Source organism: Nonomuraea sp. NPDC049684 (assembly GCF_044465345.1).
Classification (GTDB): domain Bacteria; phylum Actinomycetota; class Actinomycetes; order Streptosporangiales; family Streptosporangiaceae; genus Nonomuraea.
In genome coordinates this window covers 535,563-560,374 of record NZ_JBITLO010000002.1, presented here as the reverse complement: position 1 = coordinate 560,374, position 24,812 = coordinate 535,563, and the positions used below count along the sequence as shown (strand labels likewise).

20 protein-coding genes are annotated in these 24,812 nt (G+C 73.3%); 16 read left to right on the top strand and 4 right to left on the bottom strand.

Annotated features, from left to right (window positions below):
• Positions 1-60 precede the first annotated feature (60 nt).
• The 6 genes from ACIBST_RS08360 (at position 61) to ACIBST_RS08335 (ending at position 10,076) form a co-directional block, all read left to right on the top strand.
• A complete protein-coding gene (locus tag ACIBST_RS08360; RefSeq protein ID WP_397170166.1) occupies positions 61-1,569 on the top strand; it encodes a hypothetical protein in 1,509 nt (502 codons plus the stop codon).
• 124 nt (positions 1,570-1,693) lie between these two features.
• Positions 1,694-1,825, top strand: a complete 132-nt coding sequence (locus ACIBST_RS08355) for a hypothetical protein (RefSeq protein WP_260477562.1) — start codon at positions 1,694-1,696, stop codon at positions 1,823-1,825.
• Positions 1,826-1,907: 82 nt separating this feature from the next.
• Positions 1,908-3,131 (top strand): glycosyltransferase family 4 protein, encoded by a 1,224-nt coding sequence (locus ACIBST_RS08350; protein ID WP_397170164.1) that lies wholly within the window; start codon positions 1,908-1,910, stop codon positions 3,129-3,131.
• Positions 3,128-7,267, top strand: coding sequence for an alpha-(1->3)-arabinofuranosyltransferase family protein (locus tag ACIBST_RS08345; protein ID WP_397170162.1), 4,140 nt, complete (start codon positions 3,128-3,130; stop codon positions 7,265-7,267). The genes ACIBST_RS08350 and ACIBST_RS08345 overlap by 4 nt, the downstream gene beginning before the upstream one ends.
• Positions 7,264-9,102, top strand: a complete 1,839-nt coding sequence (locus tag ACIBST_RS08340) for a hypothetical protein (RefSeq protein WP_397170161.1) — start codon at positions 7,264-7,266, stop codon at positions 9,100-9,102. The genes ACIBST_RS08345 and ACIBST_RS08340 overlap by 4 nt, the downstream gene beginning before the upstream one ends.
• Positions 9,099-10,076, top strand: coding sequence for a DUF3068 domain-containing protein (locus ACIBST_RS08335; protein ID WP_397170159.1), 978 nt, complete (start codon positions 9,099-9,101; stop codon positions 10,074-10,076). Before ACIBST_RS08340 ends, ACIBST_RS08335 begins: the two co-directional genes overlap by 4 nt.
• Here ACIBST_RS08335 and ACIBST_RS08330 read toward each other — a convergent pair.
• Positions 10,017-10,790, bottom strand: a complete 774-nt coding sequence (locus ACIBST_RS08330) for a class I SAM-dependent methyltransferase (RefSeq protein WP_397170157.1) — start codon at positions 10,788-10,790, stop codon at positions 10,017-10,019. The two genes, ACIBST_RS08335 and ACIBST_RS08330, sit on opposite strands and share 60 nt — an antisense overlap.
• On the opposite strand from ACIBST_RS08330, the gene ACIBST_RS08325 reads away from it, so the two are divergent.
• The gene (locus ACIBST_RS08325; protein ID WP_397170156.1) at positions 10,789-12,612 is read left to right on the top strand and encodes an ArnT family glycosyltransferase; all 1,824 of its coding nucleotides are present in this window, start codon (positions 10,789-10,791) and stop codon (positions 12,610-12,612) included. The two genes, ACIBST_RS08330 and ACIBST_RS08325, sit on opposite strands and share 2 nt — an antisense overlap.
• Here the strand turns inward: ACIBST_RS08325 and ACIBST_RS08320 are convergent.
• Entirely contained in the window at positions 12,555-13,802 is a 1,248-nt protein-coding gene (locus ACIBST_RS08320; protein ID WP_397170154.1) for an acyltransferase family protein, read from the bottom strand. The genes ACIBST_RS08325 and ACIBST_RS08320 overlap by 58 nt on opposite strands.
• A 120-nt stretch (positions 13,803-13,922) precedes the next feature.
• Between ACIBST_RS08320 and ACIBST_RS08315 the strand changes: the two genes are divergently transcribed.
• The 6 genes from ACIBST_RS08315 to ACIBST_RS08290 all read left to right on the top strand — a co-directional run bounded on the left by ACIBST_RS08315 (position 13,923) and on the right by ACIBST_RS08290 (position 19,863).
• Positions 13,923-14,843 (top strand): DUF3068 domain-containing protein, encoded by a 921-nt coding sequence (locus ACIBST_RS08315; RefSeq protein WP_397170153.1) that lies wholly within the window; start codon positions 13,923-13,925, stop codon positions 14,841-14,843.
• Complete coding sequence (locus ACIBST_RS08310; RefSeq protein WP_397170151.1) at positions 14,840-15,727, top strand: decaprenyl-phosphate phosphoribosyltransferase; 888 nt, start codon at positions 14,840-14,842, stop codon at positions 15,725-15,727. The genes ACIBST_RS08315 and ACIBST_RS08310 overlap by 4 nt, the downstream gene beginning before the upstream one ends.
• On the top strand, positions 15,724-17,043 hold the full coding sequence (locus ACIBST_RS08305) for an FAD-binding protein (protein WP_397170150.1): 1,320 nt from the start codon (positions 15,724-15,726) through the stop codon (positions 17,041-17,043). The genes ACIBST_RS08310 and ACIBST_RS08305 overlap by 4 nt, the downstream gene beginning before the upstream one ends.
• A 61-nt stretch (positions 17,044-17,104) precedes the next feature.
• On the top strand, positions 17,105-17,854 hold the full coding sequence (locus ACIBST_RS08300) for an SDR family NAD(P)-dependent oxidoreductase (RefSeq protein WP_397170148.1): 750 nt from the start codon (positions 17,105-17,107) through the stop codon (positions 17,852-17,854).
• A gap of 88 nt (positions 17,855-17,942) precedes the next feature.
• On the top strand, positions 17,943-19,049 hold the full coding sequence (locus tag ACIBST_RS08295; RefSeq protein ID WP_397170146.1) for an NAD(P)H-dependent flavin oxidoreductase: 1,107 nt from the start codon (positions 17,943-17,945) through the stop codon (positions 19,047-19,049).
• Positions 19,050-19,074: 25 nt separating this feature from the next.
• Complete coding sequence (locus ACIBST_RS08290; RefSeq protein ID WP_397170145.1) at positions 19,075-19,863, top strand: arginase family protein; 789 nt, start codon at positions 19,075-19,077, stop codon at positions 19,861-19,863.
• Here the strand turns inward: ACIBST_RS08290 and ACIBST_RS08285 are convergent.
• Both ACIBST_RS08285 and ACIBST_RS08280 read right to left on the bottom strand, forming a co-directional pair.
• Positions 19,839-20,312, bottom strand: coding sequence for a carboxymuconolactone decarboxylase family protein (locus tag ACIBST_RS08285; protein WP_397170143.1), 474 nt, complete (start codon positions 20,310-20,312; stop codon positions 19,839-19,841). The two genes, ACIBST_RS08290 and ACIBST_RS08285, sit on opposite strands and share 25 nt — an antisense overlap.
• 105 nt (positions 20,313-20,417) lie before the next feature.
• Positions 20,418-21,227, bottom strand: coding sequence for a crotonase/enoyl-CoA hydratase family protein (locus ACIBST_RS08280; RefSeq protein ID WP_397170142.1), 810 nt, complete (start codon positions 21,225-21,227; stop codon positions 20,418-20,420).
• A gap of 126 nt (positions 21,228-21,353) precedes the next feature.
• On the opposite strand from ACIBST_RS08280, the gene ACIBST_RS08275 reads away from it, so the two are divergent.
• The 3 genes from ACIBST_RS08275 to ACIBST_RS08265 are packed head-to-tail and all read left to right on the top strand — an operon-like array spanning position 21,354 to position 24,812.
• A complete protein-coding gene (locus ACIBST_RS08275; RefSeq protein WP_397170140.1) occupies positions 21,354-22,904 on the top strand; it encodes an acyl-CoA synthetase in 1,551 nt (516 codons plus the stop codon).
• The gene (locus ACIBST_RS08270; RefSeq protein WP_397170138.1) at positions 22,894-23,796 is read left to right on the top strand and encodes a Zn-ribbon domain-containing OB-fold protein; all 903 of its coding nucleotides are present in this window, start codon (positions 22,894-22,896) and stop codon (positions 23,794-23,796) included. The genes ACIBST_RS08275 and ACIBST_RS08270 overlap by 11 nt, the downstream gene beginning before the upstream one ends.
• Positions 23,793-24,812, top strand: a complete 1,020-nt coding sequence (locus tag ACIBST_RS08265) for a thiolase domain-containing protein (protein WP_397170137.1) — start codon at positions 23,793-23,795, stop codon at positions 24,810-24,812. The genes ACIBST_RS08270 and ACIBST_RS08265 overlap by 4 nt, the downstream gene beginning before the upstream one ends.

Here is a 24,812-nt window from a genome sequence, read left to right as displayed (position 1 = left end):
CGGCTAATCTCCCTTGTGCCCGGATTGCCGGTCCTGGCGCGAGGGAGAGGCGGTGTCACGGTGCGCGAAGGCCGTGCGGGCCGCTGGGGGCCGGCGGCGCTGGGGCTCGGGCTGGCGGTGCTGGCGCTCGGCCCGGCGCTGGGCTGGGGGCTGGTGCTCCGCTACGACCTGCTCTTCGTGCCCGATCCGCCCCTGTGGCCCGACCGCGGCGGCTTCCCCCGCGCGGTGCCCAGCGACCTGGTCGTGGCGCTGCTGGCCAGAGCGCTGCCCGTGGAGATCGTGCAGAAGGCGGCCCTGGTCGCCGTGTTCGTGCTGGCCGCGACCGGGGCGGCGGCGCTGGTGCCGCCGGAGCGCAGGCTCGCCCGGCTCGTGGCCGCCGCGTTCTACGCCTGGAACCTCTACCTCGCCCAGCGGCTCATGCTCGGCCAGTGGGCGCTGCTCCTGGGCGTGGCCGGGCTCCCGTGGGCGATCCGCGCGCTCACGTGGGAGAAGCCCGGAGGGCTCGCGCGGTTCTGGCGGCTGGGGGTGGCGTTGCTGCCTGCGGCGGTGGGCGGGTTCCAGGCGATGCTGGTGTCCTGGCTCACCCTGATGCCGATCGCCGTCGCCCGGCGCAGGGCGCCGGTCGCCGCCGGGGTGCTGGTCGCGTACAGCCTGCCGTGGGCGGTGCCCGCGCTCGGCTCGGGCGCGGTGACCGACCCGGCGGGCGTGGACGCGTTCGCGGCCCGCGCCGACGGGCCCTTCGGCGTGCTGGGCAGCCTGCTGTCGCTCGGCGGCATCTGGAACGCCGAGGCCGGGCTGCCGGGCCAGGAGGCGTGGTGGACGGCGACCGCCCGGCTCCTCCTGGTACTCGCCGGCCTGTACGGCTACGCCCGCCTGCGCTCGGCCCCCGAGCGGCCCGCCTGGTGGGGCGGCCTGGCGGTGGCGGCGGCGGCCGGGTTCTGCGTCGCCGGGCTGGGCGCCTTCCAGCCGGGACGGGACGCGCTCAAATGGCTCATCGCCCTGTGGCCCGGGTTCGGGCCGCTGCGCGACGGCCAGGTCCACCTGGCTCCGCTGGCCCTGCTGACGGCGGTCGGCCTCGCCTCGCTCCTGCGGTCGGGCGCGCTCGCGCTGGTCGGGGTGCTGGCCCCGGTGCTGGCCCTGCCGACGTTCGCGCTGGGCGCGTTCGGCCGGCTGGAGGCGGTGACGTACCCGGCGGAATGGACGGCGGTCCAGCGCATCGTGGACGGCGACCCCGCGCCGGGCGCGCTGGTCTCGCTGCCGTGGGGCGCCCACCGGGCCTTCGCCTGGAACGGCGGCCGGGTGATGCTCGACCCGGCGACCAAGCTGTTCCGGCGCCGGGTGCTCTGGGACGACACGTTGCTCGTCGGCCTGCCCGGCGGCGGCCGGCTGCGGGTGCGCGGCGAGGACCCGCTGAGCCGCGTCGCCGGTGACCTGCTGGCCGCCGGCGCCTACGGCGACCTGCCCGCCAGGTATCTCCTCATGGCCGCGGGCGAGAACGGGTTCCCGTCCACGCCGCCCGGCTGGAGAACGGTCTTCGACGGCGAAGAGCTGCGCTTGCTGCGGCGTTGACCGGCTGTTTCATGATGTACCGGAGGGTAACTTGCTTTATCACGGTTTGACCAATGTTATGGATTCAAGACGAAACACGTTCTAGTCTCGGCACACCGCGTCACCGGAAGGAAGGGAGAGCTTCGTGTTGCGACTTCTCGTGGCCCTGGCGATAGGAGCCCTGCTGGCGGTCGGAGCCTCCGTCGCGGTGGTCAACGTGGCCTCACCGTCGCTCACCCCGCCCAACCAGCCGCTCTACAACTACGGCACCAGGTGATCCATCCCGCTTGACGCGGGGCCATGCACAGCGAGCACGGAGTGTGGCTCCGCCATGCCCGCGTGCCCGCCGACGAGGAGTGATGGTGGTCTTTACCGGTGAGCGCAAGGCGGACACGGCACGGCTGATCGAGCCGCGGACGAGCGAGGCGACGGCCGAGCAGCGGCCACTCGCGGGCGTCCGGGTGGCGATGCTCAACTTCCGCGAACCCCACCAGACCACGGCCGGCGGCGCCGAGGAGTACGCCTGGCAGGTCAGCCGGTTCCTGCTGACCCAGGGCGCCTCGGTCGTGTTCGTCACCGGCCGCCAGCGCGGGCAGCGCCGCGCCGAGGTGCTCGACGGCGTGGACCTGCGCAGGATGGGCAACCCGTACCTCGTCTACCTGCTGGTCCCGCTCTGGCTGCTGATCCACCGGCGGCGCGTGGACGTCGTCATCGACACCATGAACGGCATCCCCTTCTTCTCCCCGCTCGTCGTCCGCCGCCGCACGCCCGTGATCAGCCTCGTGCACCACGTCCACGACCGGCAGTTCCACGCCTTCCTGCCCGCCTGGCTGGCCCGCATCGGGTGCTTCGTGGAGGGCGAGGTGGCCCGGCTGGTCTACCGGCGCTGCCTGACGGTCACCGTCTCGGAGTCGTCGAGGCACGACCTGGCCGTGAAGTTGCGCTGGCTCGCGCCGGTCACCGTCGTGCCGAACGGCTGCGCCGAGCCCGCGCGGGCCGAGCCGCCGGCCGCCATGGGCGAGCCCGCCCTCGTGTACGCCGGCCGCCTGATCGGCCACAAGCGCATCGAGCGCGTCGTGGACCTGGCCGCCGAGCTCGGCGACGCCTGGCCGGGCCTGCGGGTGCACGTCGTGGGCCGCGGCCCCGAGCACGACGCCCTGGCCGCCCGGATCTCCGGCCGGGGCCTGGACGGCCGGGTCGAGCTGCACGGCTTCCTGCCCGAGCCGCGCAAGAACGCCCTGCTGGCCGCCGCCCGCCTCAACGTGACGGCCTCGGAGTTCGAGGGCTGGGGCCTGACCGTGATCGAGGCCGCCGCGCTCGGCGTGCCGACCGTGGCCTACGACGTCGCCGGGCTGCGCGACTCCGTGCGGGACGGCGTCACCGGCTGGCTCGTACGGGACGGCGAGAGCCTGGCCGAGGTGACCGGCCGCGCGCTGAAGGAGCTGGCCGACCCGCGGCGGCGGGCGGAGGTGGCCGCGGCCTGCCGCGCCTGGGCCGGGGAATTTACGTGGGCCCGAACTGGGGCTAACATGACCGGACTTATCCTGGCGAAACTCCAAGATTGCGGCGGAGCCCCTCAGTGACCCAAGCCTCGCCTGGACCCCCGGGGGAACGCGGGGACTCCACCGTCGAGAGCTACGAGGCCCGGATCAGGCACAGGCTGCGGCTGCTCGCCTCCTGCCTGCTGCTCGGCGCCATCGCGTTCAACACCTCGACCGAGAAGATCATCCCCGAGACGAAGCTCGACATGGCGGTCAACCCGCTGGGCTTCCTCGGCCGGGCGCTGCACCTGTGGGACGGCGCCTACTTCGGCCACCTGCAGAACCAGGCGTACGGCTACCTGTTCCCGATGGGACCGTTCTACGCGATCTTCCTCAAGCTGGGCATGGAGTCGTGGGCCGTCCAGCGGCTGTGGATGTCGCTCGTGCTGTGCGTCGCCTTCCTCGGCGTGGTCCAGCTCGCCCGCGCGCTCGGCGTCGGCGGCCCGCACACCCGCGTCCTGGCCGGCTTCGTGTACGCGCTCGCGCCGCACGCCCAGGCGCTCATCGGCATCAACTCCTCGGAGTTCCTGCCCAGCGCCGTGCTGCCGTGGATCCTGCTCCCGCTGGTCAAGGGGGCCAAGGGCGAGCTGACGCCACGCCGGTCGGCCGCGCTGTCGGCGTTCGCCTTCCTGTTCTGCGGCGGCGTCAACGCGGTGGCCGAGGCGGCCGTGCTCGTGGTGCCGATGGTCTACCTGCTGACCAGGCGCGGCGGGCCGGTCAAACGCCGCCTGATCGCCTGGTGGCTGCCGCTGGTCGCGCTCGCCTCGCTGTGGTGGGCCGTCCCGCTGCTCACGCTCGGCGGCTACATCTTCTCCTTCCTGCCCTACATCGAGACCGCCACGGCGACGACCGGCGTGACGTCGCTGGTCAACGCGTTGCGCGGCACGTCGAGCTGGCTCAGCTTCCTGACCGTGGACGGCCAGACCTGGCTGCCCGACGCCCACCAGCAGTCCACCGTCCCGTGGCTGATCGTGGTCACCGCCGCCGTGGCCGCGCTCGGCCTGGCGGGGCTCACCCTGCGCCGGCTGCCCGAGCGGCCGTTCCTGCTGATCAGCCTGCTGTGCGGGATCGCGATCATCACCACCGGCCATCCCGGCACGCCGCACGAGCAGTTCATGGTCGGGCTGCTCGACGGCCCGCTGGCCGCCTTCCGCAACCTGCACAAGTTCGACGCGCTGATCCGGCTGCCCGTCGCGCTCGGCCTCGCCGGGCTGCTCTCCCTGGCCCGCCCGCGCCTGCGCACGCCCCTGACCGTGCTGGCCGCCGGGCTCGTGACCCTGTCGGGCCTGCCCATCCTGTACGCCGGCCTGGCCCCCGCCGGCGGCTTCACCGCCATCCCCGACTACTGGCGGCAGGCCATCACCTGGCTCAACCGCAACGCCGGCGACGGCATGGTGCTGGCCGTGCCGGGCGCCAAACGCGGCGAGTACCTGTGGGGCCGCCCCCTGGACGAGCCGCTCCAGGCGCTCTCGCAGGCCCGCTGGGCCACGCACACGATCGTGCCGTGGGGCTCGGCCGGCATCTCGCGCCTCATGGCCGCCGTGGACGACCGCCTGGCCACCGGCAAGGGCTCGCCGGGGCTGGCCGCCACGCTGCGCCGGATGGGGGTGTCGTACCTGGTCGTCAGGAACGACCTGGACCGGGCGACGATCGGCACCGCCTGGCCGGCCCGGGTGCACCAGGCGCTGGAGGACTCGCCCGGCGTCTCGCTGGTGGCCCAGATGGGGCCGGGCGTCGGCATCGCCCAGTACGGCCGGGCCGCCGCCTGGCTGGACCAGCCCTACCCGGCCGTCGAGATCTACCGCGTGGCCGGCGCCGCGCCGCTGGTCGGCACCGTGGACGCCACTCGCCCGCTGCGCGTCGGCGGCGCGCCGGAGTCCGTGCTCTCCCTGGCCGAGCAGGGCCTCCTGGACGACGACCGGCCCGTCCTGCTCAACGACGACGCGGGCGTGGTCAAGGTGCCCGCGCACGACACGATCCTGACCGACACGCTGCGCCGCAGGGAGGTGGCCTTCGCCGACCTGCGCCGCAACGCCGGCGCCACGCTCACCGCCGACGAGCCCCTGCGCGGCAGCTCGCCCTCCAACGACCTGCTCGACCCCGGCTGGGCGCGGTACGTCTCCACGGCGGGCCTCACCGGCGTCGCGGGCGTCACCGCCTCCAGCTCCGAGGCCGACGTCGGCGCCGCGGCGAACAGCCGCGAGCCCGGCCACCAGCCCTTCGCCGCCCTGGACGGCGACCGGCGCACGAGCTGGCGCTCCACCGGCTGGAACGGCGCCGTCGGCGAGTGGCTGGAGGTGACCTTCGCCGAGCCGCTGACGATCCCCACGATCCAGGTGGCGTTCGAGAACTCGCCGATCGGCCCGCCGCCCAGCGAGGTCGTCGTGGAGACCGGCGCCGGCTCGCTGCGCCAGAAGGTGCGCGCGAGCGCCGACCCGCAGGAGCTGGCCGTGCCGAAGGGGCCGGTCGAGCGGCTGCGGGTGACGGTCGTGGCCACCGCGTACGAACCGGCGAACCGCCTCGGCGGCCGGGTCGGCATCACCGAGCTCGCCATCCCCGGCGTCCGGCCAGGACGCTCGATCGTCGTGCCCGACCCGCGCGAGGACACCGGCGAGCCGGCCACGATCGCGGTCGCCAGGACCGGCGACGTGCCCGGCTGCGTCCGCGGCTCGGCCGCCTGGAGCTGCGCCAAGGGCCACGAGGTGCTGGGCGACGACGGCAACGGCTTCGACCGCTCCTTCGTCACCGGCAAGGACGGCGCGTACGGCGTCTCCGGCCGCGCCACGGTCACCGACCGCGCGACGATCGAACGCCTCAGCACGCTGCCCGGCGACTCCCTGAGCGTGCGCGCCTCCTCCACCGCGGTGGACAGCGGCGCGGCGGGCGGCCGCTGGGCCTTCGACGGCGACCCGAAGACGGCCTGGTTCGCCGACCCGCTCGACCCCAGGCCCACGCTGAACGTCGAGCTGGCCCGCGAGACGAAGCTGTCGCAGATCCGGGTCATCACGCCCGACTCCTACCTCGGCGCCCCGCCCGTCCGGGTGACGATCCGCGCGGAGGGCGGCGTCCGGCAGAGCTGGGTCGGCACGGACGGGCTCGTCCGCTTCCCCGAGATGAGGGCCAGGAAGGTCGCGCTGGAGTTCGGGGCGTCCGGCGGCCGGCCGATCGAGATCAGCGACGTGGCCTTCCCCGGCGTGCGGCCGCTCGGCGCGCTGACCGGCTTCAGGCTCACGCTGCCGTGCGGCTTCGGCCCGACGCTCACCGTCGACGGCAACGAGGTGCACACCGCCGTCACCGGCGGCACCCTGCACGACGTGGTCACCGGCCGGCCGGTGACCTTCGAGACCTGCGAGCGGCTCCAGCTCGTGGCCGGCCCGACCCGGCTGTCGGTGCGGCCGGGTGAGTCGTACCGGGTCGAGTCGGCCGTCGTGCGGCACGAGCCGGGCAGCCCCGCGGCCGGGCCGACCGTCATGCGGCGCACGCCGGTCACCAAGTGGGCGGCCGGCGAGCGGGTCGTCCAGGTGAACGTCCAGGACGACGCCTACCTGGTGGTCAACGAGAACTTCAACGCCGGCTGGAAGGCCACGCTGGGGGCCGCGGCGCTCAAGCCGGTCCGGCTCGACGGCTGGCGGCAGGCCTGGTTCCTGCCCGCCTTCACGGCCGGGACGGTGACCCTCACCTACGAGCCGGACGAGCCGTACCGGGCGGGGCTCGCGGCGGGCGGGGCGCTGGCGCTGCTCGTCGCCGGGCTGGCCCTGGTGGGCAGGGGCCGGCCGGGACGGCATCTGGCGCCCGTCCTGGCCGCCCGGCCGCGGGTCCGGCACGTCGCGGTGTTCGCCGTGGCGCTCGGCTACTGGGTCGGCGGGCCGGCGGGGGCGGGCGTGGCCGGGGTGGCGTTCGTGCTGGGCGCCTGGTCGCGTCCGCTGCGGGAGGCCGCGCACCTGCGCGGGCGGCGGCGCTGGACCCTGCTGCTCGGGCCGCCCGGCGGGCTCGCGCTCTACCTGGCCGCCACGGTCGCGGTGGCGCTCGGCGCGGGCGGCCTGTGGGCGCAGCTGCTCTGCCTGCCGCTGCTCGGGCAGCTCCTCGTCGAGGTGTCGGCCGGACGCGCGCCGGCCCGGCAGACCACCGTACCGATCACCGTCGCCGCAGGCGGCCCGACCATGACGAGTGTTCCGTGACCGACACGATCAAGCCGCGGCCGGGGACCGTCATCACGGTTCCCGGTCCGGTGGCGCGTGCCGCCCGGTGGGTCCGCCGCCACGGCGTCCTGCTGGCCGGGCTCGTGCTCATCGCCGCCGCGGTGGCGGGCAAGGCGGCCGTCGTCCAGGAGGCCTACTTCAAGGAGGACGACTACGAGTTCGTGGCCAGGGCGATGGAGAGCGACCTGTCGTTCGACTACCTGACCAGGATCCACTTCGGCCAGTTCATGCCGGGCGGCTTCCTGCTGGCCTGGCTGGTCTCCCGGCTGCACCCCTTCGACTGGGGGTGGGCGGCCGGCACGGTGCTGGCGCTGCACGCCCTGGCCGCCCTGGGCGTGCTGCGCATGTCGCGGGTGATCTTCGGCAGGCGGCCGGCGACGCTCGTGCCGCTGCTGGTCTTCCTGCTCGCGCCGGTCACCGTGCCCGCGCTGGCCTGGTGGGCGGCCGGGCTCAACACCGTCTTCCTCCAGGTCGCGCTGCCCATGGCGGTCGCCTCGCACTGGCACCACCTGCGGACGGGCCGGCTGCGGCACGCCGTGGCCGCGGCGCTGTGGGTGCTGGTCGGGCTGCTGGGCTTCGTCAAGGGGTTCGCGCTGCCGCTGCTGCTGTTCGCCCTCACCGCGATCTACCACGGCGGCCTGCGCGCCGCGCTGCGCCGCCACCTGGCCGCCTGGGGCATGTACGTCACGGTGCTGGTGGCCTTCGGCGCGCTCTACGTCCAGCGGTCGTTGTCGGCGCCGAACACCGGGGCGCTGCCGATCTTCGACCAGGCGCTGGGCTTCCTGTGGGAGCTGCTGGGCAAGACGTTCGCCACCACCGTGCTCGGCGGGCCGTGGCGGTGGTTCGCGGGCGGCGACTGGGGGGTGGCCTCGCCGCCGCTGCCGCTGGTGATCGCCTCCCTCGTCGTCCTGGCCGCGCTGGTGGTGGTCACCAGCCGGTACCGCAGGCGGGCGGTCCTGGCCTGGGCCACGCTGCTGGGCTACCTGCTCGTCGCGGACGCGCTGCCGGTGTTGTGGGGACGCGTCCACCTGCTGGGCTCGTTCGTCGGCACCGACACCCGGTACGTCGCCGACGCCGTCCCGCTGCTCGCGCTGGTCGTGGGCCTGGCGCTGCTGCCGCTGCGCGGCGAGGAGGAGCCGTACCGCAGGGCGCTGCCGGCGCGCGAGCGGGTGACCGGGGCGGCCGGCGCGATGCTGGGGCTGTTCGCGGGCGCGTCGCTGGTCACGGTGACGCTGTTCGCCGGGTACATGGGGGCCGAGCGGCGGCACGACTACATCGAGACCGCCCGCGCCGAGCTGGCCAGGGCGGCCCCGGACAGCGTGATCTACGACCGGCTGGTGCCGACGGAGGTGCTGCCGGACACGTACCGGACCTACAGCCTGACCTCGCGGGTGCTGGGCGCGCTGGCCACGCCCGCGCTCAGGGCCAGGATGCAGGCGCCGCCCGCCGCGCTCGACGGCCTGGTCTTCGACGACCAGGGCCGCCTGCGGCCGGTGGACGTGCAGGGCATCCCGCTCGTGCCCACCACCCGCGACCGGTGCTGGCCGGTGACCGGCGGGACGGTCCAGGTGCCGCTGGACAACCGCGTCACCCGCGTCGAGGGCACCCTGGTCAGGCTGGGGTACGCGGCCCGGTCCGACACGACGGTCACCCTGTGGATGGGCGACCGGGCCACCGACATGAAGCTGCGCGCGGGCTTCGGCCGGGTCTTCGTGCTGGCCGTGCCGGGCGCGGATCGGATCGTCGTGCACGACGTGCCGCCCGGCCTGTGCCTGGGCGACGTGACGCCGGGACAGGCGGTGCCCCGGCCGTGACCGCCCTGAGCCGAAGGAGCCTCGCGCTGGTGCTGGCCGCCGTGGGGGCCTTCCTGCTGACGCTCATCCCGCTCAGCCGCCTGTACGTCTACGACCGGGTGCTCAAGGCCCCCCTGGAACAGCAGAGCATGACCAGGGCCGTCGCCGGGTCGGCCACGTACGTGGACCCGGCGACCATGCGGCAGACCACCGGCGACCTGGTCCAGACCAGGTGGCTGATCGGCGACGTGCTGGCCGGCGACGACGACCGCGCGGTGTGGGGCGAGTCGGTCTCCCTGGCCACCCGCGACGGCCACCGCCTGGACTACCACGAGCGCCGCCTGGCCTTCGACCGGCGTACCGGCGAGATCGTGAACTGCTGCGGCGAGTACCTGGACGAGGACGTCTCCGTCCGGCAGAGCGGGCAGGCCTTCCGCTGGCCGTTCAACGCCGAGCGCCGCGACTACCCGCTGTTCGACCTGCGCCTGCGCCGCCCGGTCACGGCCGTCTTCGACGGGGTCGAGCGGGTGCGCGGCGTCGAGACCTACCGCTACGTCCAGCGCACGCCGCGCCAGCTCGTGCCCGGCGAGACGCCGCCGCTGCCGCGCCGCCTGCTCGGCCTGCCCGGCAAGGGCGACGTGGGCCTCGGCCGCTACGCCGAGATCCGGCGCACGTACTGGGTCGAACCGGTCAGCGGCCTGCCCGTCAGGACGCTGGAGGAGGTGACCGAGACGCTGGTCACCGCGGACGGACGGGGCCGCCTGACCGCCCTCGACGCGGACTTCCGCACCTCGGAGCCGGACGTCGCGGCGACCCTGGCGACGGCGGCCGCCTACAAGCGCTGGATCCTGCTGCTCGGCACGGTGGCCCCGATCGGCGGCGGCCTGCTCGGCGTGGCCTGCGTGGCGGCCGCCCTGTGGCTGTCGCGACGGCGCTCACCTGCGGCGCAGGACGAGCAGCAGGTTCCAGGTGACCAGCTCGCGGATGCCAGGTAGGTGGACGACGTGCCTGGCCCAGCGTGGATGGTAGCGGGGGATCGCGTCGAGGACCTCCACGTCGCGCCTCCTGCGCGCCCAGGCCAGCGGCTTGGCCACGCCGACGGCGTACATGCTCTCGCCGAAGACGTTCTTGGGCGGTTTGCCGTGGGTGCGGGCGTAGCGGCGGGCCGCGTAGTGGCCGCCGAGGTAGTGCCAGGGGGAGGTCTCGTGGCCGCCCCAGGGCCCCAGCCAGATCGTGTACGACAGGTAGACCACGCCGCCCGGCCGGGTCACCCGGACCATCTCGCCGGCCATCCGCAGCGGGTCGGGCACGTGTTCCAGCACGTTGGAGGAGAAGCACACGTCCACCGAGCCGGTGGCGAGCGGCAGGTCGAGCGCGCTGCCGAGCACGGCGTCGCGGGGCGGCACGCCGTCGCGCAGGCGCATCTCGCCGGCGTCGCAGTCGACGCACAGGGGCCGCGCGCCGACCGCGCGCAGGGCATCGGCGAAGTAGCCGGGGCCGCCGCCGATGTCGGCCACGGTCGCGCCGGCCAGGTCGGTGTAGGTGGCGAGCTGGGCCACCGTGTCCCTGGCCAGGGTGCCGTAGAAGAAGTCGGGGTCGCTCTGCTCCAGACGGAAGGCGCGCAGCAACCGGACGGATCTGCCGAGATCCGCTCGGAACGGTTCGGTGTCCACGGCGCGGAGCTTACTGCAGTGGAGGGATACGTCCATGGCTGAAGACGTCAAGCGAGCCGAGCCCTTCCAGATCACCATCCCGGCGGTGCGCACCGGGCCGGTCATCGGCGTGGGCCTGCTGATCGTGCTGATCTCGCTGGTGTTCCGGGCGAGCCTGCTCAGCAAGGCCTACTTCGTCGAGGACGACTTCCTCTTCGTGGCCGGGGCCGGCGACAGCGGGCCGACCTGGGAGTACCTGATGAGGGTGCACAAGGGGCACCTCATGCCGGGCGCGCTCGGCCTGGTGTGGCTGCTCACGTCGGTCGCGCCGTACAGCTGGGCGCTGGTGTCGTTCGTGACCGTCGCGATCCAGGGGGCCGCCTCGGTCATGTTCCTGGTGCTGCTGCGGCGGCTGTTCGGCGACCGGGCGGCGGTGCTCGCGGCGCTGACGGTCTACGCGTTCGCGCCGCTCACCGTGCCCGCCATGAGCTGGTGGTCGGCCGCGCTCAACGCCGTGCCGCTGCAACTCGCGCTGATCGCGGCGCTGGCCGCGCACGTCAGGTACGTGCGCGAGGGCAAGGGCCGCTGGCGGGCCCTGGCCTGGACCGCCGTCGGGATGGCCTTCTCCACCAAGGGGGTGTTCATCCCCTTCGTGGTGCTGGGCGTCAGCAGCGCCTACCTCGGGCGCGGGCTGTGGGCCCGCGCCCTGCTCGCCGAGCTGCGCAGGCCCGTCTGGTGGGCGCACGGCCTGCTGCTGGCCGGGTACGCGGTGCTCTACTGGCTGCGCCGCGACACCGCCGGGGCCGACGCGCTGACCGGCCCGAAGGCCGAGGTGGTCCCGGGGCTGCTGCGCAGGCTGCTGGGCGAGACCTTCCCCACGGGGGCGGTCGGCGGCCCGCTGCGCTGGGGCGGCGTCACCTCGACCGGCGGGCTGGCCGACCCGGCCCCGGTCACCGTGGTCCTCGCGTGGGCGGTGCTCGCCGCGCTGGTCGTGGTCACCTGCGTGTACCGCAGGCGGGCCTGGCGGGCGTGGGCGATCCTGGCGGCCTACGTGGTGGTCGCCGACGCGGTGCCCACCGTGATAGCGCGGGCCACCGCCTGGGACCTGGTCGGCGCCGAGACCCGGTACGTCGCCGACGCCGCCGTGCTCTTCGCGCTCTGCCTGGCGCTGGCCGTCATGCCGGTGGAGGACGAGCCCGACGTCGTGCGCCGGCCGGTGCCGGCGAGCATGCCGGCCGTCGGCGGCGCGCTCACCGCCGTCTTCCTCGTCGTGTCGCTGATCTCGATCAACACCTTCGGCGACACGCTCACCGGCGACCGGGTCAGGACGTACCTGGAGAACGCCAGGGCCTCGCTCGCCGCGGCGGCGGGGGAGGCCGACATCTACCCCCGTCCCGTGCCGCCGGAGATCGTCCTGCCGTGGAACGGGGAGCGCCGGATGACCTCGTACGTGCTGGCGCCGCTGGCCGACGACGAGACCAGGCAGCGCATGCGCGACCCGCGGCCCTCGTCGGAGCCGTACGTGCTGGACGACACGGGCAAGCTCGTCCTGGTGGGACGGGTGGCGCCGTTCTTCGACGCGGTCAAGGGGCGCAAGTGCTACCCGGCGGGCAAGGAGTTCCCCGTCGAGTCCTTCGGCGGGCCCGGCGTGGTGGTGGCCATGTCGTACGTCAGCCCGCGGCCCGTGCAGGTCGTGGTGGAGGTCGGCGAGGCCCAGCGGGCGGCCACGCTGCCCGCGACCGGCGCCATGGGCGCGCTGTTCTACGTGCCGCACGACGGGCCGGGCAGGGGCATGCGGATCACCGCGGCCGGGGCGCAGGGTCAGGCGTTCTGCCTCAGGGCGGTGGCCTTCGGCGAGCCGGGCCCGGCGGCGCGCTGAGGCACCAGGCGGATCAGCCGCCTGGCGGGCTCCTCCACGTAGCGGTGGGTGAGCCCGGCCATGGTGACCGTGACGGCGGTGACGGCGACCAGGTTGAACAGCAGGTTGCCGGTCCACGGCCGCTGGCCGGTGAAGTCGTACCAGAGGTAGATGATGACGAACTGCCACAGGAAGACGCCGTAGGAGATCTGGCCCAGGTAGCTCATCACCCGGCCGCCGAGCAGCTCGTGCACCCGCGTGGGCCGTCCGGCCGCCAGCGCGGCCGGGGCGACCAGGCAGAAGGCGACGAGCGTGTAGAGGCCCTGCTCGGTGAACGCGGTCCAGATGCTGCCCAGGCCGACCGCCCGCGGCCCGGTGAGCGGCGTGGCGGCGATGAGGTAGGCCAGTCCCGCGATGACCCACAACGTGCCCCAGGAGGAGGCCAGCGCGGCGCTCAGCCGCCGTGCGCGGCCGTCCTCGGCCCTGGCCCAGACGGTCAGCACGGCCAGCGCCATGCCGGGCACGAAGAACGTCCAGGAGCGCGGCAGCCACACGTTCATCCAGGGCCGGTAGTCGGGGAAGTACTCGAAGACCGTGTACACGTAGGACAGCGCGCCGAAGGCGGCCAGGCCGATGAGCAGCCGCCGTCCCCTGGTCCGCAGGTCGGGGTCGCCGCGCAGGGCGAACCTGCGCAGCGCCGCCGCCATCAGCGGGAGCGTGAGGTAGAAGGTCAGCTCGACCGCGAGGCTCCACATCTGGCCGAGCCCCTTGGGGCCGAGGCCGTACCACCAGGGGGTGATGTCGTAGGTGTGCACGAGGAACAGCATCTGCGCCCACGTCCAGGGGTCGGCCCGGTGCGCGTCGCCCCACAGCAGCAGCGCCACGGCGACCACCAGCCAGTACGCCGGCATGATCCGGAAGAACCGTTTCCACAGGTAGCGGCGGGTGTCCGGCGCCCGGTCGCCGAGCAGCACCTGGGCCGCCCACGGCCGGTACAGCAGCAGGCCGGAGAGCGTGAAGAAGATCGGCACGCCGATCTCGCCCCTGGACAGCACGCCGCCCAGGAACCCCGGGTCCAGCGCCGTCCCCGCCTCCATGGACACGTGGAACAGCAGGACGGCGAAGGCGGCCACGGCGCGCACGCCGTCGAGCGAGGTCTGGTGTCCTGAGACCACCGGCACCCCGCCCGAAGTAGAACCTGTTTCGGTCACGTTTCCGCATCCCTGGTGACGTCGGTCACTCGTCGCAATAACATACCGGCGAGTAGGTAGTTCGTTTCAGTACTTAACCACCCAAACAGGCGTCAGTGCACCTGCGCACATGGAGGGTCCATGAACCGGGTCGTCGTTGGCAGCGTCCTCATCGCCGTCGGGGCATTCCTCATCGTTCTGGCTCCCCTGGTGCGCCTCCAGGTCGCACCCGCCTTCATGGCCGCCAAGGGCGACCAGTACAGCATCACCAAGCTGCACGCGACGGGCGCCCAGTACTTCAGCATCCCGGACGGCAAGGTGCTGACCGCCGACCTCGACATCATCGTCACCACCCGCGGCGACGTGAAGGAGGCCAACGACGACCGCGTCGTCTGGGACGAGTTCACCGCCGTCAACGACGTCACCAACAGCAAGCCGGGCATCAACTTCAGCGAGCGGCGCAGCGCCTTCGACAAGCGCTCCGGCGTCGGCCTCAACTGCTGCGGCGCCAGCATCGACAAGGCCCCGGTGCAGCTCCAGGGCCAGATCTACAAGTTCCCGTTCGACGTGGAGAAGAAGACCTACCAGGTCTTCAACGCCAGCGCGGGCAAGGCGTTCGACGCCAGGTACGTCGGCGAGGAGCAGGTCAACGGGCTGGCCACGTACAAGTTCGAGCAGACCGTCCCCGAGACCAGGACGCAGACGCTGAACGCGCCCGCCGCCTGGTTCGGCATGGGCACCTCGGGCGACGTGCAGCTGAACCGGTTCTACTCCGGCACCGTCACCTACTGGATCGAGCCCACCACCGGCGCGCCCGTCAAGCAGGAGCAGGTGCGCAACGAGGTGCTCAAGAGCCAGGACGGCATCGAGCGCTCCAAGGCGTTCGTGGCCACCGCCAAGATGACCGACGACACGGTCAAGGGCCTGGTCGACAGCGCCGCCGAGGGCAAGAGCCAGATCAACCTGATCAGGACCACGCTGCCGATCGTGCTCGGCGTGGTCGGGGTCGTCCTGCTCCTGGGCGGCCTGCTGCTCGCCCTGCGCGGCCGCCGGTCCGCATGAGCCAGGGCGTGGTCGCCCGGCCCTGGTCGGCCGCGCCCGCGCTGGCCCTGGTCAGGGCGGCCCGGCCGCGCCAGTGGCTGAAGAACCTGCTCGTCCTGGCCGCCCCCATGGCGGCCGGGGTGCTCGGGCAGCCGGGCCGCCTGCTCGCGGCGCTGCTCGTCCTGGCCGCCTTCTGCCTGGCCGCCAGCGGCTCCTACCTGCTGAACGACGCCTCCGACGTGGAGGCCGACCGGCTGCACCCGCGCAAGCGCCGCCGGGCCGTCGCCTCCGGCGCGGTGTCGGTGCGCACGGCCCGGGTGGCGGGCGTCGTCCTGCTGGTCCTCGGGCCCGCGGTCGCCGCGCTCGCCGGCGGCTGGCAGGCGCCCGCGGTCGTCGCCGGGTACGTCGCCCTGACCCTGGCCTACACGACCTGGCTCAAGCACCAGGAGGTCGTGGACCTCATCGCGGTCGCCGGATGCCACGTGATCAGGGCCTACGCCGGAGCCGTCGCCGTCGCGGTGCCGGTGACCGGCTGGTTCCTCGTGGTCGTCTCGCTGGCCGCGCTGCAGCTCGTGGCGGGCAAGCGCGAGGCCGAGCTGCGGTCGCGCGGCGTGTCGGGGACGCGCGCCACGCTGGCCGCCTACCCGGCCGCGTACCTGACGCACGTGCGGATCATGGCGTCCGGGGCGATGATCGTCACGTACTGCCTGTGGGCGCTGAACGCGCACGAGAACGTGTTCTACGGGCTGAGCATCGTCCCGTTCCTGCTCCTCGTGCTCCGGCACAACCTGCTGGTCGAGCGGGGCGGCGGCGAGGAGCCCGAGGAGCTGGTGATCCGCGACCGGCCCGTCCTGGTCTTCTCCGCCGCGCTGGTCGTCCTGGTGGGGCTCGGGATCTACGCGTGAGCACGTTCCTCACCGGCTGGGGCCGCACCTCGCCCACCCCCGCCGTGCTGCGCCGCCCGCGCTCCCTGGACGAGCTGCGCGACCTGGTCGTGGCCGCGCCGGGCCGCGGCGTCGTCGCCCGCGGGCTCGGCCGCTCCTACGGCGACGCCGCCCAGAACGCCGGCGGCCTCGTCCTCGACTGCACCGGCCTGGACGCCTGGAGCTTCGACGAGCGCACCGGCGTCGTGACCGCGGCGGGCGGGGTCAGCCTGCACGAGCTGATGACGGCGCTGGTGCCACGCGGCTGGTTCGTGCCCGTGAGCCCCGGGACCAGGCACGTCACGGTCGGCGGGGCCGTCGCGGCCGACGTGCACGGCAAGAACCACCACCGCGACTCCTCCTTCGGCGCGCACGTGCGCTCCCTCACCCTGGTAACCGCCGACGGCGCCGCCCGGGTGCTGCGCCCCGGCGACCCGCTCTTCCGGGCGACCGTCGGCGGCATGGGCCTGACCGGGGTGGTGGCCGAGGCGACGTTCGGCTGCGTGCCCGTCGAGTCGTCCCTGATGCGGGTGGACGTGCGGCGCACCGCCGACCTCGACGAGACGCTCGACGTCATGACCCGCACCGACGACCGCTACCGCTACACGGTGGCCTGGATCGACCTGCTGGCCCGCGGCCGACGGATGGGCCGCAGCGTCCTGACCAGGGGCGACCACGCGCCGCGCGACGGGGAGGGGCCGCCGCGGGTCTTCGCGCCGCGCGCCCGGCTGCACGCGCCGCCGTGGGCGCCGGACGGGCTGCTCAACGGGCTCAGCGTGCGCGCCTTCAACGAGCTCTGGTACCGCCGGGCGCCGCGGAGCGCGACGGTCACCCAGGGCATCGCGCCGTTCTTCCACCCGCTCGACTTCGTCGAGGGCTGGAACCGCATGTACGGCCCGCGCGGCTTCGTGCAGTACCAGTTCGTGGTGCCGTTCGGCGCGGAGGAGACGCTGCGCGGCATCGTCGGGTCGCTGTCGGCGCACGGGACGGTGTCGTTCCTGACCGTGCTCAAGCGGTTCGGACCCGGTTCGGGCGGATTCCTGTCCTTCCCCGTGCCCGGCTGGACCCTGGCCCTGGACATCCCGGCCGGTCAGCGCGGCCTGGGCGGCCTGCTGCGCGGCTTCGACGAGCGCGTCGCGCGGGCCGGCGGACGGGTGTACCTGGCCAAGGACGCCCGGCTGCGCGCCGACATGATGGCGGCGATGTACCCCGAACTGGAACGATGGCGGAGCATCAGGGACGAGGCCGACCCGAAGGGCCTGTTCCGCTCGGACCTGTCCAGGAGACTACGACTGTGACCACCACTTCTGACGCTTCTGACGCGAGCCGGGCGGCCGCCGCTCCGGGGCGGGGGGCGGCGTGAGGAACGCGCTCGGGGCCGTGGACAGCGTGCTGCTGCTGGGCGGGCGGAGCGAGATCGGCCTGGAGATCGTCCGGCTGCTGGTCCGGCTGGGCGCGACCAGGGTCGTGCTGGCCGCCAGAGGGGAGCTCACGCCGCCGGCGGACCTCGCCGCCCTCGCCGCCGAGGTGCACGTCCTGCCCTTCGACGCGCTGGACGTGGGGTCGCACGCCGCCGTCCTGGCCGGGGCCGTGGAGCTGGTGGGCGACCTCGACGTGGTGATCTCCGCCTTCGGCGTGCTCGGCAGCCAGGACGACTACGACGCCGACCCGGCCGCCGCCGCCGAGGCCGTCGCGATCAACTACGGCGGCCACGTCTCCGTGGACCTGCACGCCGCCAGGGTCCTGCGCGAGCAGGGGCACGGCACCCTCGTGGTGCTCTCGTCGGTCGCCGGGGCGCGGGTGCGCAGGGCCAACTTCGTCTACGGCTCGGCCAAGGCCGGGCTCGACGGGTTCGCGCAGGGGCTCGGCGACGCGCTGCACGGGTCGGGCGCGCGCGTGCTGATCGTCCGTCCGGGCTTCGTGATCGGCCGGATGACGAAGGGCCTGCCGCCGGCGCCGCTGTCCTCGACGCCCCGCCAGGTGGCCCTGGCCACCGTGCGCGCGCTGCGCGAGGGCGCGTCGTCCGTGTGGGTGCCGCGGGCGCTCGGCCCGGCGTTCGGCCTGCTGCGCCTGCTGCCGCGGCCGCTCTGGCGACGGCTGCCGCGCTAGAACGCGTTCCGAGCCGGAGGCCGCCCGACAAAAGGTTCTAGAGTAGAACACGTTGCAGTTCGGCTGTGGCGCGGCTTATCGTCGGGCCATGCGGACACGGGTCACGGACATGTTCGGAATCGAGCTCCCGATCTTCGCCTTCAGCCACTGCAGGGACGTGGTCGCCGCGGTCAGCCGCGCGGGCGGCATGGGAGTGCTCGGCGCGCTCTACTTCACCCCCGAAGAGCTCGAAATGGAGCTCAAGTGGATCGACGACCACGTCGACGGCAGACCGTACGGCGTGGACGTGGTCATGCCCGCCTCCTACGAGGGCGCCGACTTCGCCCCCGAAGAGCTGGTCGGCCGCCTCCAGGCGATGATCCCCGAGGGGCACCGGGCGTTCGTCGAGAACCTGCTGGGCAGGCACGGCGTGCCGCCCCTGTCGTCCGACGCCGACCCCGGCCGGGTGCTGCTCGGCTGGACCGACGCCACCGCGCGCCCCCAGGTCGAGGTCGCGCTCCGCCATCCCATCGCCCTGCTGGCCAACGCCCTCGGGCCGCCCCCGGCCGACGTCGTGGACCTCGCACACCGGCACGGCGTCAAGGTCGCCGCCCTCGCCTCGACCCCGCGGCACGCGCTCAAGCAGGTCGAGGTGGGCGTGGACGTCGTCGTCGCCCAGGGCACCGAGGCCGGCGGCCACACCGGCGAGATCTCGACCATGGTGCTCATCCCGCAGGTCGTGGACGCCGTGGACGTCCCCGTCCTCGCGGCGGGCGGCATCGGGAACGGCCGGCAGATGGCGGCCGGCCTGGCGCTGGGCGCGGAGGGCGTCTGGACCGGCTCCCTCTGGCTCACCGTCGAGGAGGCCGACACCCCGGAGATGGCGAAACGCCGCATCCTGGAGGCCACCTCGCGCGACACCGTGCGCTCCCGGAGCTGGACCGGCAAGCCGGCCCGCCTGCTCAGGAACGAGTGGACCGAGGCGTGGGAGTCGCAGGAGTCGCCGGGCACGCTGCCGATGCCGCTGCAGTTCATGCTCGTCTCGGACGCCCTGCGCCGGATCGGCCGCTCGGACGCCTCCGAGCTGGCCACGTTCCCCGCCGGGCAGGTCATCGGCCTCACCAACCAGGTCCGCTCGACGAAGGACGTGGTGTTCGGGCTCGTGGAGGAGTACGCGGAGGCCCTGGAACGCCTCGGCCGCATCACCGGGGACTGATCGCCCGGCTGTTACCGTGGAGGACGTGTCGGTCTTGTACGTGCCGTACCACCTCGACGAGCACCAGCCCGATCTCAACGTGCCGCTGCCCGGCGGCGTGCCCGTCGCCGAGCTCACCGTGGAGCTGCCCGGCCAGGACGTCTGGTCCCGCCTCGGGCGGCTCTACGACGCCGTCGCCGCCGCCGTCGAGCGGACCGTGCGGGCGGGGGAGCGGCCGGTCGTGGTCTCCGGCGACTGCACGGTGTCGATCGGCATGACGGCGGGCCTGCAACGGGCCGGGCTCGACCCCTCGATCGTCTGGATCGACGCCCACGGCGACCTCCAGACGCTGGAGACGACCACGTCCGGCTACCTCGGCGGCATGGCGCTGCGCTTCCTGCTCGGCTACCGCCCCGGCGAGGTGGCCGGCCGCCTGGCCCTGCGCCCGCCGCCGGAGGACCGGGTGCTGCTCGTGGACGCCCGGGACCTCGACCCGCCCGAGGCCGGCTACCTGGCGTCCTCGGGCGTGACCCGGTCGAGCCTCGACGAGCTGACGCCCGGGATCCTGCCTCCCGGGCCGCTGCTGCTCAACCTCGACCTGGACGTCCTCGACCCGTCCCGGCTGCCCGGCCTGCGGTATCCGGCGGCCGGCGGGCCGGACGTCCCGGCCCTGCTGCGGGCCGTGCGGGTGGTGCTGGACAGCGGCCGGCTCGCCGCGCTCAACCTCGCCTGCACGTGGCATCCGGGCCGGGACGACTCCGGCGGCGTGCGCGAGCACCTGGTGACGACGGTCCTCGCCGCGGCCCTCCGTCAGCCGAACATGCCGGGCACGTAGTCGCCCGCGGGCTGCTGGATGATGACGTTCACCCGGTTGAAGGCGTTGATCAGGGCGATCAGGCACACCAGCGCCGCGAGCTGCTCCTCGTCGTAGTGCTTGGCGGCGTTCGCCCAGACCTCGTCCGGGACGCCGCCGGCGCCGTCGGCGATGCGGGTGCCCTGCTCGGCCAGCTCCAGGGCGGCCCGCTCGGCCTCGGTGAACACCTTGGCCTCGCGCCAGGCGGCGACCAGGTTGAGCCGGATCGGGGTCTCGCCGGCGTGCGCGGCGTCCTTGGTGTGCATGTCGGTGCAGAAGCCGCAGCCGTTGATCTGGCTGGCCCGGATCTTCACCAGCTCCTGCGTGGCGTGGGGCAGGCCCGAGTCCATGATGACCTTGTTGGTGCCGATCAGGTGCTTCATGACCTTGGCCGCGACCTGGTTCTCGAAGAGGTTGAGACGGGCTTCCATGACGCGCTCCTTGTCGTCGTCGACTGCTTCCACCTCTCGGACGGGGCAGCCGGACGGGATGTGACAGGAACGGATGTGACGTGCGTCTCCCCTCCCGGGGAGCGGTCAGCGGCCTTCGTAGCGGGCCGGGCGCTTCTCGCGGAACGCCCGGGTGCCCTCCTTGGCGTCCTCCGAGCCGATCACCGGCCAGCCCAGCTCGTCCGACACCTTCAGGGCCTCGGGCTCGGGCATGCCCAGGGTGTCCCGGTACGTCCGCAGAATGGCCTGGACCGCCAGCGGGCCGGAACCGGCGATGTCCGCCGCCAGCTCCCGGGCCGTCTCCAGCGCCCGCCCGTCCGGCACGACCCGGTTGACCAGCCCCATCGCCAGGGCCTCGGCGGCGGTCACGGAACGGCCGGTGAGCAGCAGGTCCATGGCGTGGCAGTACGGGATCTGGCGGGGGAGGCGGACCGCGCTGCCGCCCATGGGGAAGAGCGCGCGTTTGGCCTCGAACAGCCCCAGGGTGGCCGATTCCGCCACCACTCTCAGGTCCGTCCCGACCAGCAGTTCCGTGCCGCCGGCGACCGCGTACCCCTCGACAGCGCTGATGATCGGCTTTGTCGGCAAATCCTCCCTTAAGAGCCCTTTCCAGTGAAAATTCGGGATCTGGGCGGCCCTTGCCTGAACCTCTGGATCGGTCGAGGGTTGGCCCATGGCCTTGAGGTCGGCCCCGGCGCAGAACGTGCCCTCCGCCCCGGTCAGGATCGCGACCCGGATCGAGGGCTCGGCCGACGCGTACGCCCACGCCGAGGCCAGCCCGACCAGCATGTCCGAGGAGAGGGCGTTGCGGGCCTCCGGCCGGTTCATCGTGACGGTCAGGACGTGGCCGTCGCGTTCCACCCGGCAGTGCGGGGTGCTGATCGGCAGAAGCTCCATGTACGCCTCCCAAGTCCCAGAAGCTACTGAATCAAGCGCTTGCTACGAACTTTACCCGCGGGATACGCTCCCCACAGCAAACGAGAACAAGTTCCTGTTTTGCTACGCCTGAGCTGAGGAGATCAGATGGGCACGCTCGGTTTCTGGAGGCTGGCGCAGGCGGATCCCGAGTGGATCGCGGCCGTCGACCCCGACGGCACGGAGCACCGCGCGGGTGACCTCCTGGCCCGTTCGAACCGCCTCGTCCACGGGTTACGCGAGCTCGGCCTGGAGCCGGGCGACGGGATCTGCGGCCTGGTCCCGAACGGCGCGGACGGCCTCGTCCTCTACCTGGCCGCGCTCCAGGCCGGCTGGTACTACACGCCGATCAACTGGCACCTCACCGGCCCGGAGATCGGCTACATCGTGTCCGACAGCGAGGCCAAGGCGTTCTTCGTCCACCCCCGCTTCCTCCAGGAGGGCGCCAGGGGAGCCGAGGCGATCGAGCCGCACCGCCGCTTCCTCCTCGGGGACGGCGAGCAGGACGGCTTCCGCCCGGCGAGCGAGCTGACCGCCGGGCAGCCGGACACCGCGCCGCCCGGCCGCACGGCCGGCGCCACCATGCACTACACCTCGGGCACCACCGGCCGGCCCAAGGGCGTCAGGCGCTCGCTGAGCGGCCTCGACCCCGACGACGGCGCCGAGCTGATGACCTTCCTGCTCGGCCTGTTCGGCATCACGGCCGGGCCGCCCAACGCGCACCTGGTCACCTCGCCCAGCTACCACACCGCCGTCACCCAGTTCGGCGGCAGCGCCCTGCACATGGGCCACACCCTCGTCTACATGGACAGATGGGACGCCGAGGAGACGCTCCGGCTGTGCGAGCGCTACCGCGTCACGAACTCCCACATGGTCCCCACGCACTTCAAGCGCCTGCTCGCGCTCCCCGAGGCGACCAGGGCCAAGTACGACCTGTCCTCGCTCAGGTGGATGATCCACGCCGCCGCCCCCTGCCCGGTCCCGGTCAAATGGGCGATGTTCGAGTGGTGGGGCGACTGCATCTACGAGTACTACGCGGCCACCGAGGGCGGCGGCACCCTGGCCACGCCCGAGGGCTGGAAGGCGCACCCGGGCACGGTCGGCTCCGCCTGGCCGATCAGCGAGCTGCTGATCGCGGACGACGAGGGCGAACCCGTGCCGACCGGCACCCCCGGGACGATCTACATGAAGATGATGGGCGTGCCCTTCGAGTACAAGGGCGACCCCGACAAGACCGCCGCGAACCGGCTCAAGGACTACTTCACGGTCGGCGACATCGGATACCTGGACGAGGACGGCTTCCTCTTCCTCTGCGACCGCAAGGCCGACATGATCATCTCCGGCGGGACGAACATCTACCCGGCCGAGATCGAGAACGAGCTCATGATCCACCCCAAGGTCGCCGACGTGGCCGTGTTCGGCATCCCGGACGACGACTGGGGCGAGCAGATCAAGGCCGTCGTCGAGCCCGCGCCGGGCGTCGAGCCGGGGCCCGAGCTCGCGGCCGAGCTGATCGCCTCGCTGGAGGGCCGCCTGGCCCGGATGAAGTGGCCCAAGAGCGTCGACTTCATCGCCGAGATGCCCCGCGAGCCCAACGGCAAGCTGCTCAAGCGCAAGCTCCGCGCACCGTACTGGGAGGGCCACGACCGTGCCATCTGACGATCCGCTGGTCGCCCAGCACGTCCTGGAGTTCCCCGGCGGCTACACCCGGACGACCGGGCCGGTGATCGGGCGCTTCCTCACCGAGTTACGCGGTCGCCGCATCGTCGGAGTGCGCACGAAAGAGGGCAAGGTGCTCGTGCCGCCCCTCGAATACGACCCCGCCACCGGCGACCCCGTCACCTCCGAGTACGTCGAGGTCGGCCCGGCCGGCACGGTGACCTCCTGGGCCTGGGTGCCCGAGCCCCTGGCGAACCACCCGCTCGACCGGCCCTTCGCCTGGGCCACGATCCTGCTGGACGGCGCCGACACCGCCCTCGTGCACGCCGTCGCCGCCGACAACCCCAAGGCGCTGTCGAAAGGCTCCCGGGTCTGGCCGGTGTGGCGCGACCGGCCCACGGGCCACATCACCGACATCTCCCACTTCGCGCCCGAGGTCACGAAGATCGTGTCCAACGTGCGGGCCGAGTACCGCCTCCAGGCGGGCGGCTCGCTCCGCGTCTTCCTGGAGGGCGTCGAGCGCGGCGTCTTCCTCGGCGGACGCTGCGAGCAGTGCGACCAGGTGTACGTGCCCTACCGGATGTCCTGCCCCCAGTGCGGAGGGCTCATCCCGGAGACGCTCGAACTCCCCGACACCGGGACGATCACCACGTTCGCCATCAACAACCTGCCGGATCCGCGCGCACCCGAAGTGCCGTTCGTCTCCGCCTACATCCTGCTCGACCACGCCGACATCCCCATGATCGCCCTGATCGGCGACGTACCCGCGCACGAGGTGCGCCAGGGCATGCGGGTCAGGGCCGTCTGGGTGCCCGAGGAGGAGCGGAGCAAGTCCATGGCGAACATCCGCTGGTTCGCCCCCACCGGCGAGCCCGACGTGGAGCTGTCATGAGAGAGGTCGCGATCGTCGCGTTCGCGCAGACCGTCCACACCGACCACGACACCGGGCTCACCGAGCCCGAGCTGATCCTGCCCGTGATCAGCGAGGTCAAGGAGCGGACCGGGCTGACCAGGTTCGGCTTCACCTGCTCCGGGAGCTGCGACTACCTGGCCGGGGCGCCGTTCTCGTTCGTCAGCGCCCTGGACGCGCTCGGCGCCTGGCCGCCGATCTCCGAGAGCCACGTCGAGATGGACGGCGCCTGGGCCCTGTACGAGGCATGGGTCCGCCTCCAGCACGGCGACATCGACTCGGCCCTGGTCTACGGCTTCGGCAAGTCGTCGCTCGGCGACCTGCGCACCATCATGACCCTCCAGCTCGACCCCTACTACCTGGAACCCCTCGGCCTCGACCAGCTCTCCCTGGCCGCACTCCAGGCGAACGCGCTCGACGCGGACAGGAAGCAGCTCGACGAGATCGTCCGCAGGTCCAGGGCGGACGGCAGGAACAACCCGTACGCGCTCGACCTGCCCGAACCGGACGGCGAGGAGGTCGCCGTCGAACCCCTCAGAAAGACGGACGTGCCGCCCGTCACGGACGGCGCGGCGGCGATCGTGCTGGCCACGGCGGAACTGGCCGGACGGCTCACCAGCCGCCCCGCCTTCGTCAAGGGCATCGCCCACCGCATCGAGCCGCACTACCTGGGCATGCGGGACCTGTCCAGATCGGCCTCCGCGGCCGACGCCGCACGGGCCGCCGGCGTCGGCAAGGGCCCGGTCGAGGTGGCCGAGCTGCACGCCCAGTTCCCGCACGAGGAGCTCATCCTGCGCGAGGCGCTCGAACTGGGCGGCGACACGCTGATCAACCCGTCCGGCGGACCGCTCGCCGCCAACCCCGTCATGGCCACGGGGCTCATCCGCATCGGCGAGGCCGCGCGGCGCATCCTCGACGGCGGCGCGAGCCGCACCGTCGGGCACGCCGCCGGCGGCCCCTGCCTGCAGCACAACCTCGTCACGGTCCTGGAGGCGTGA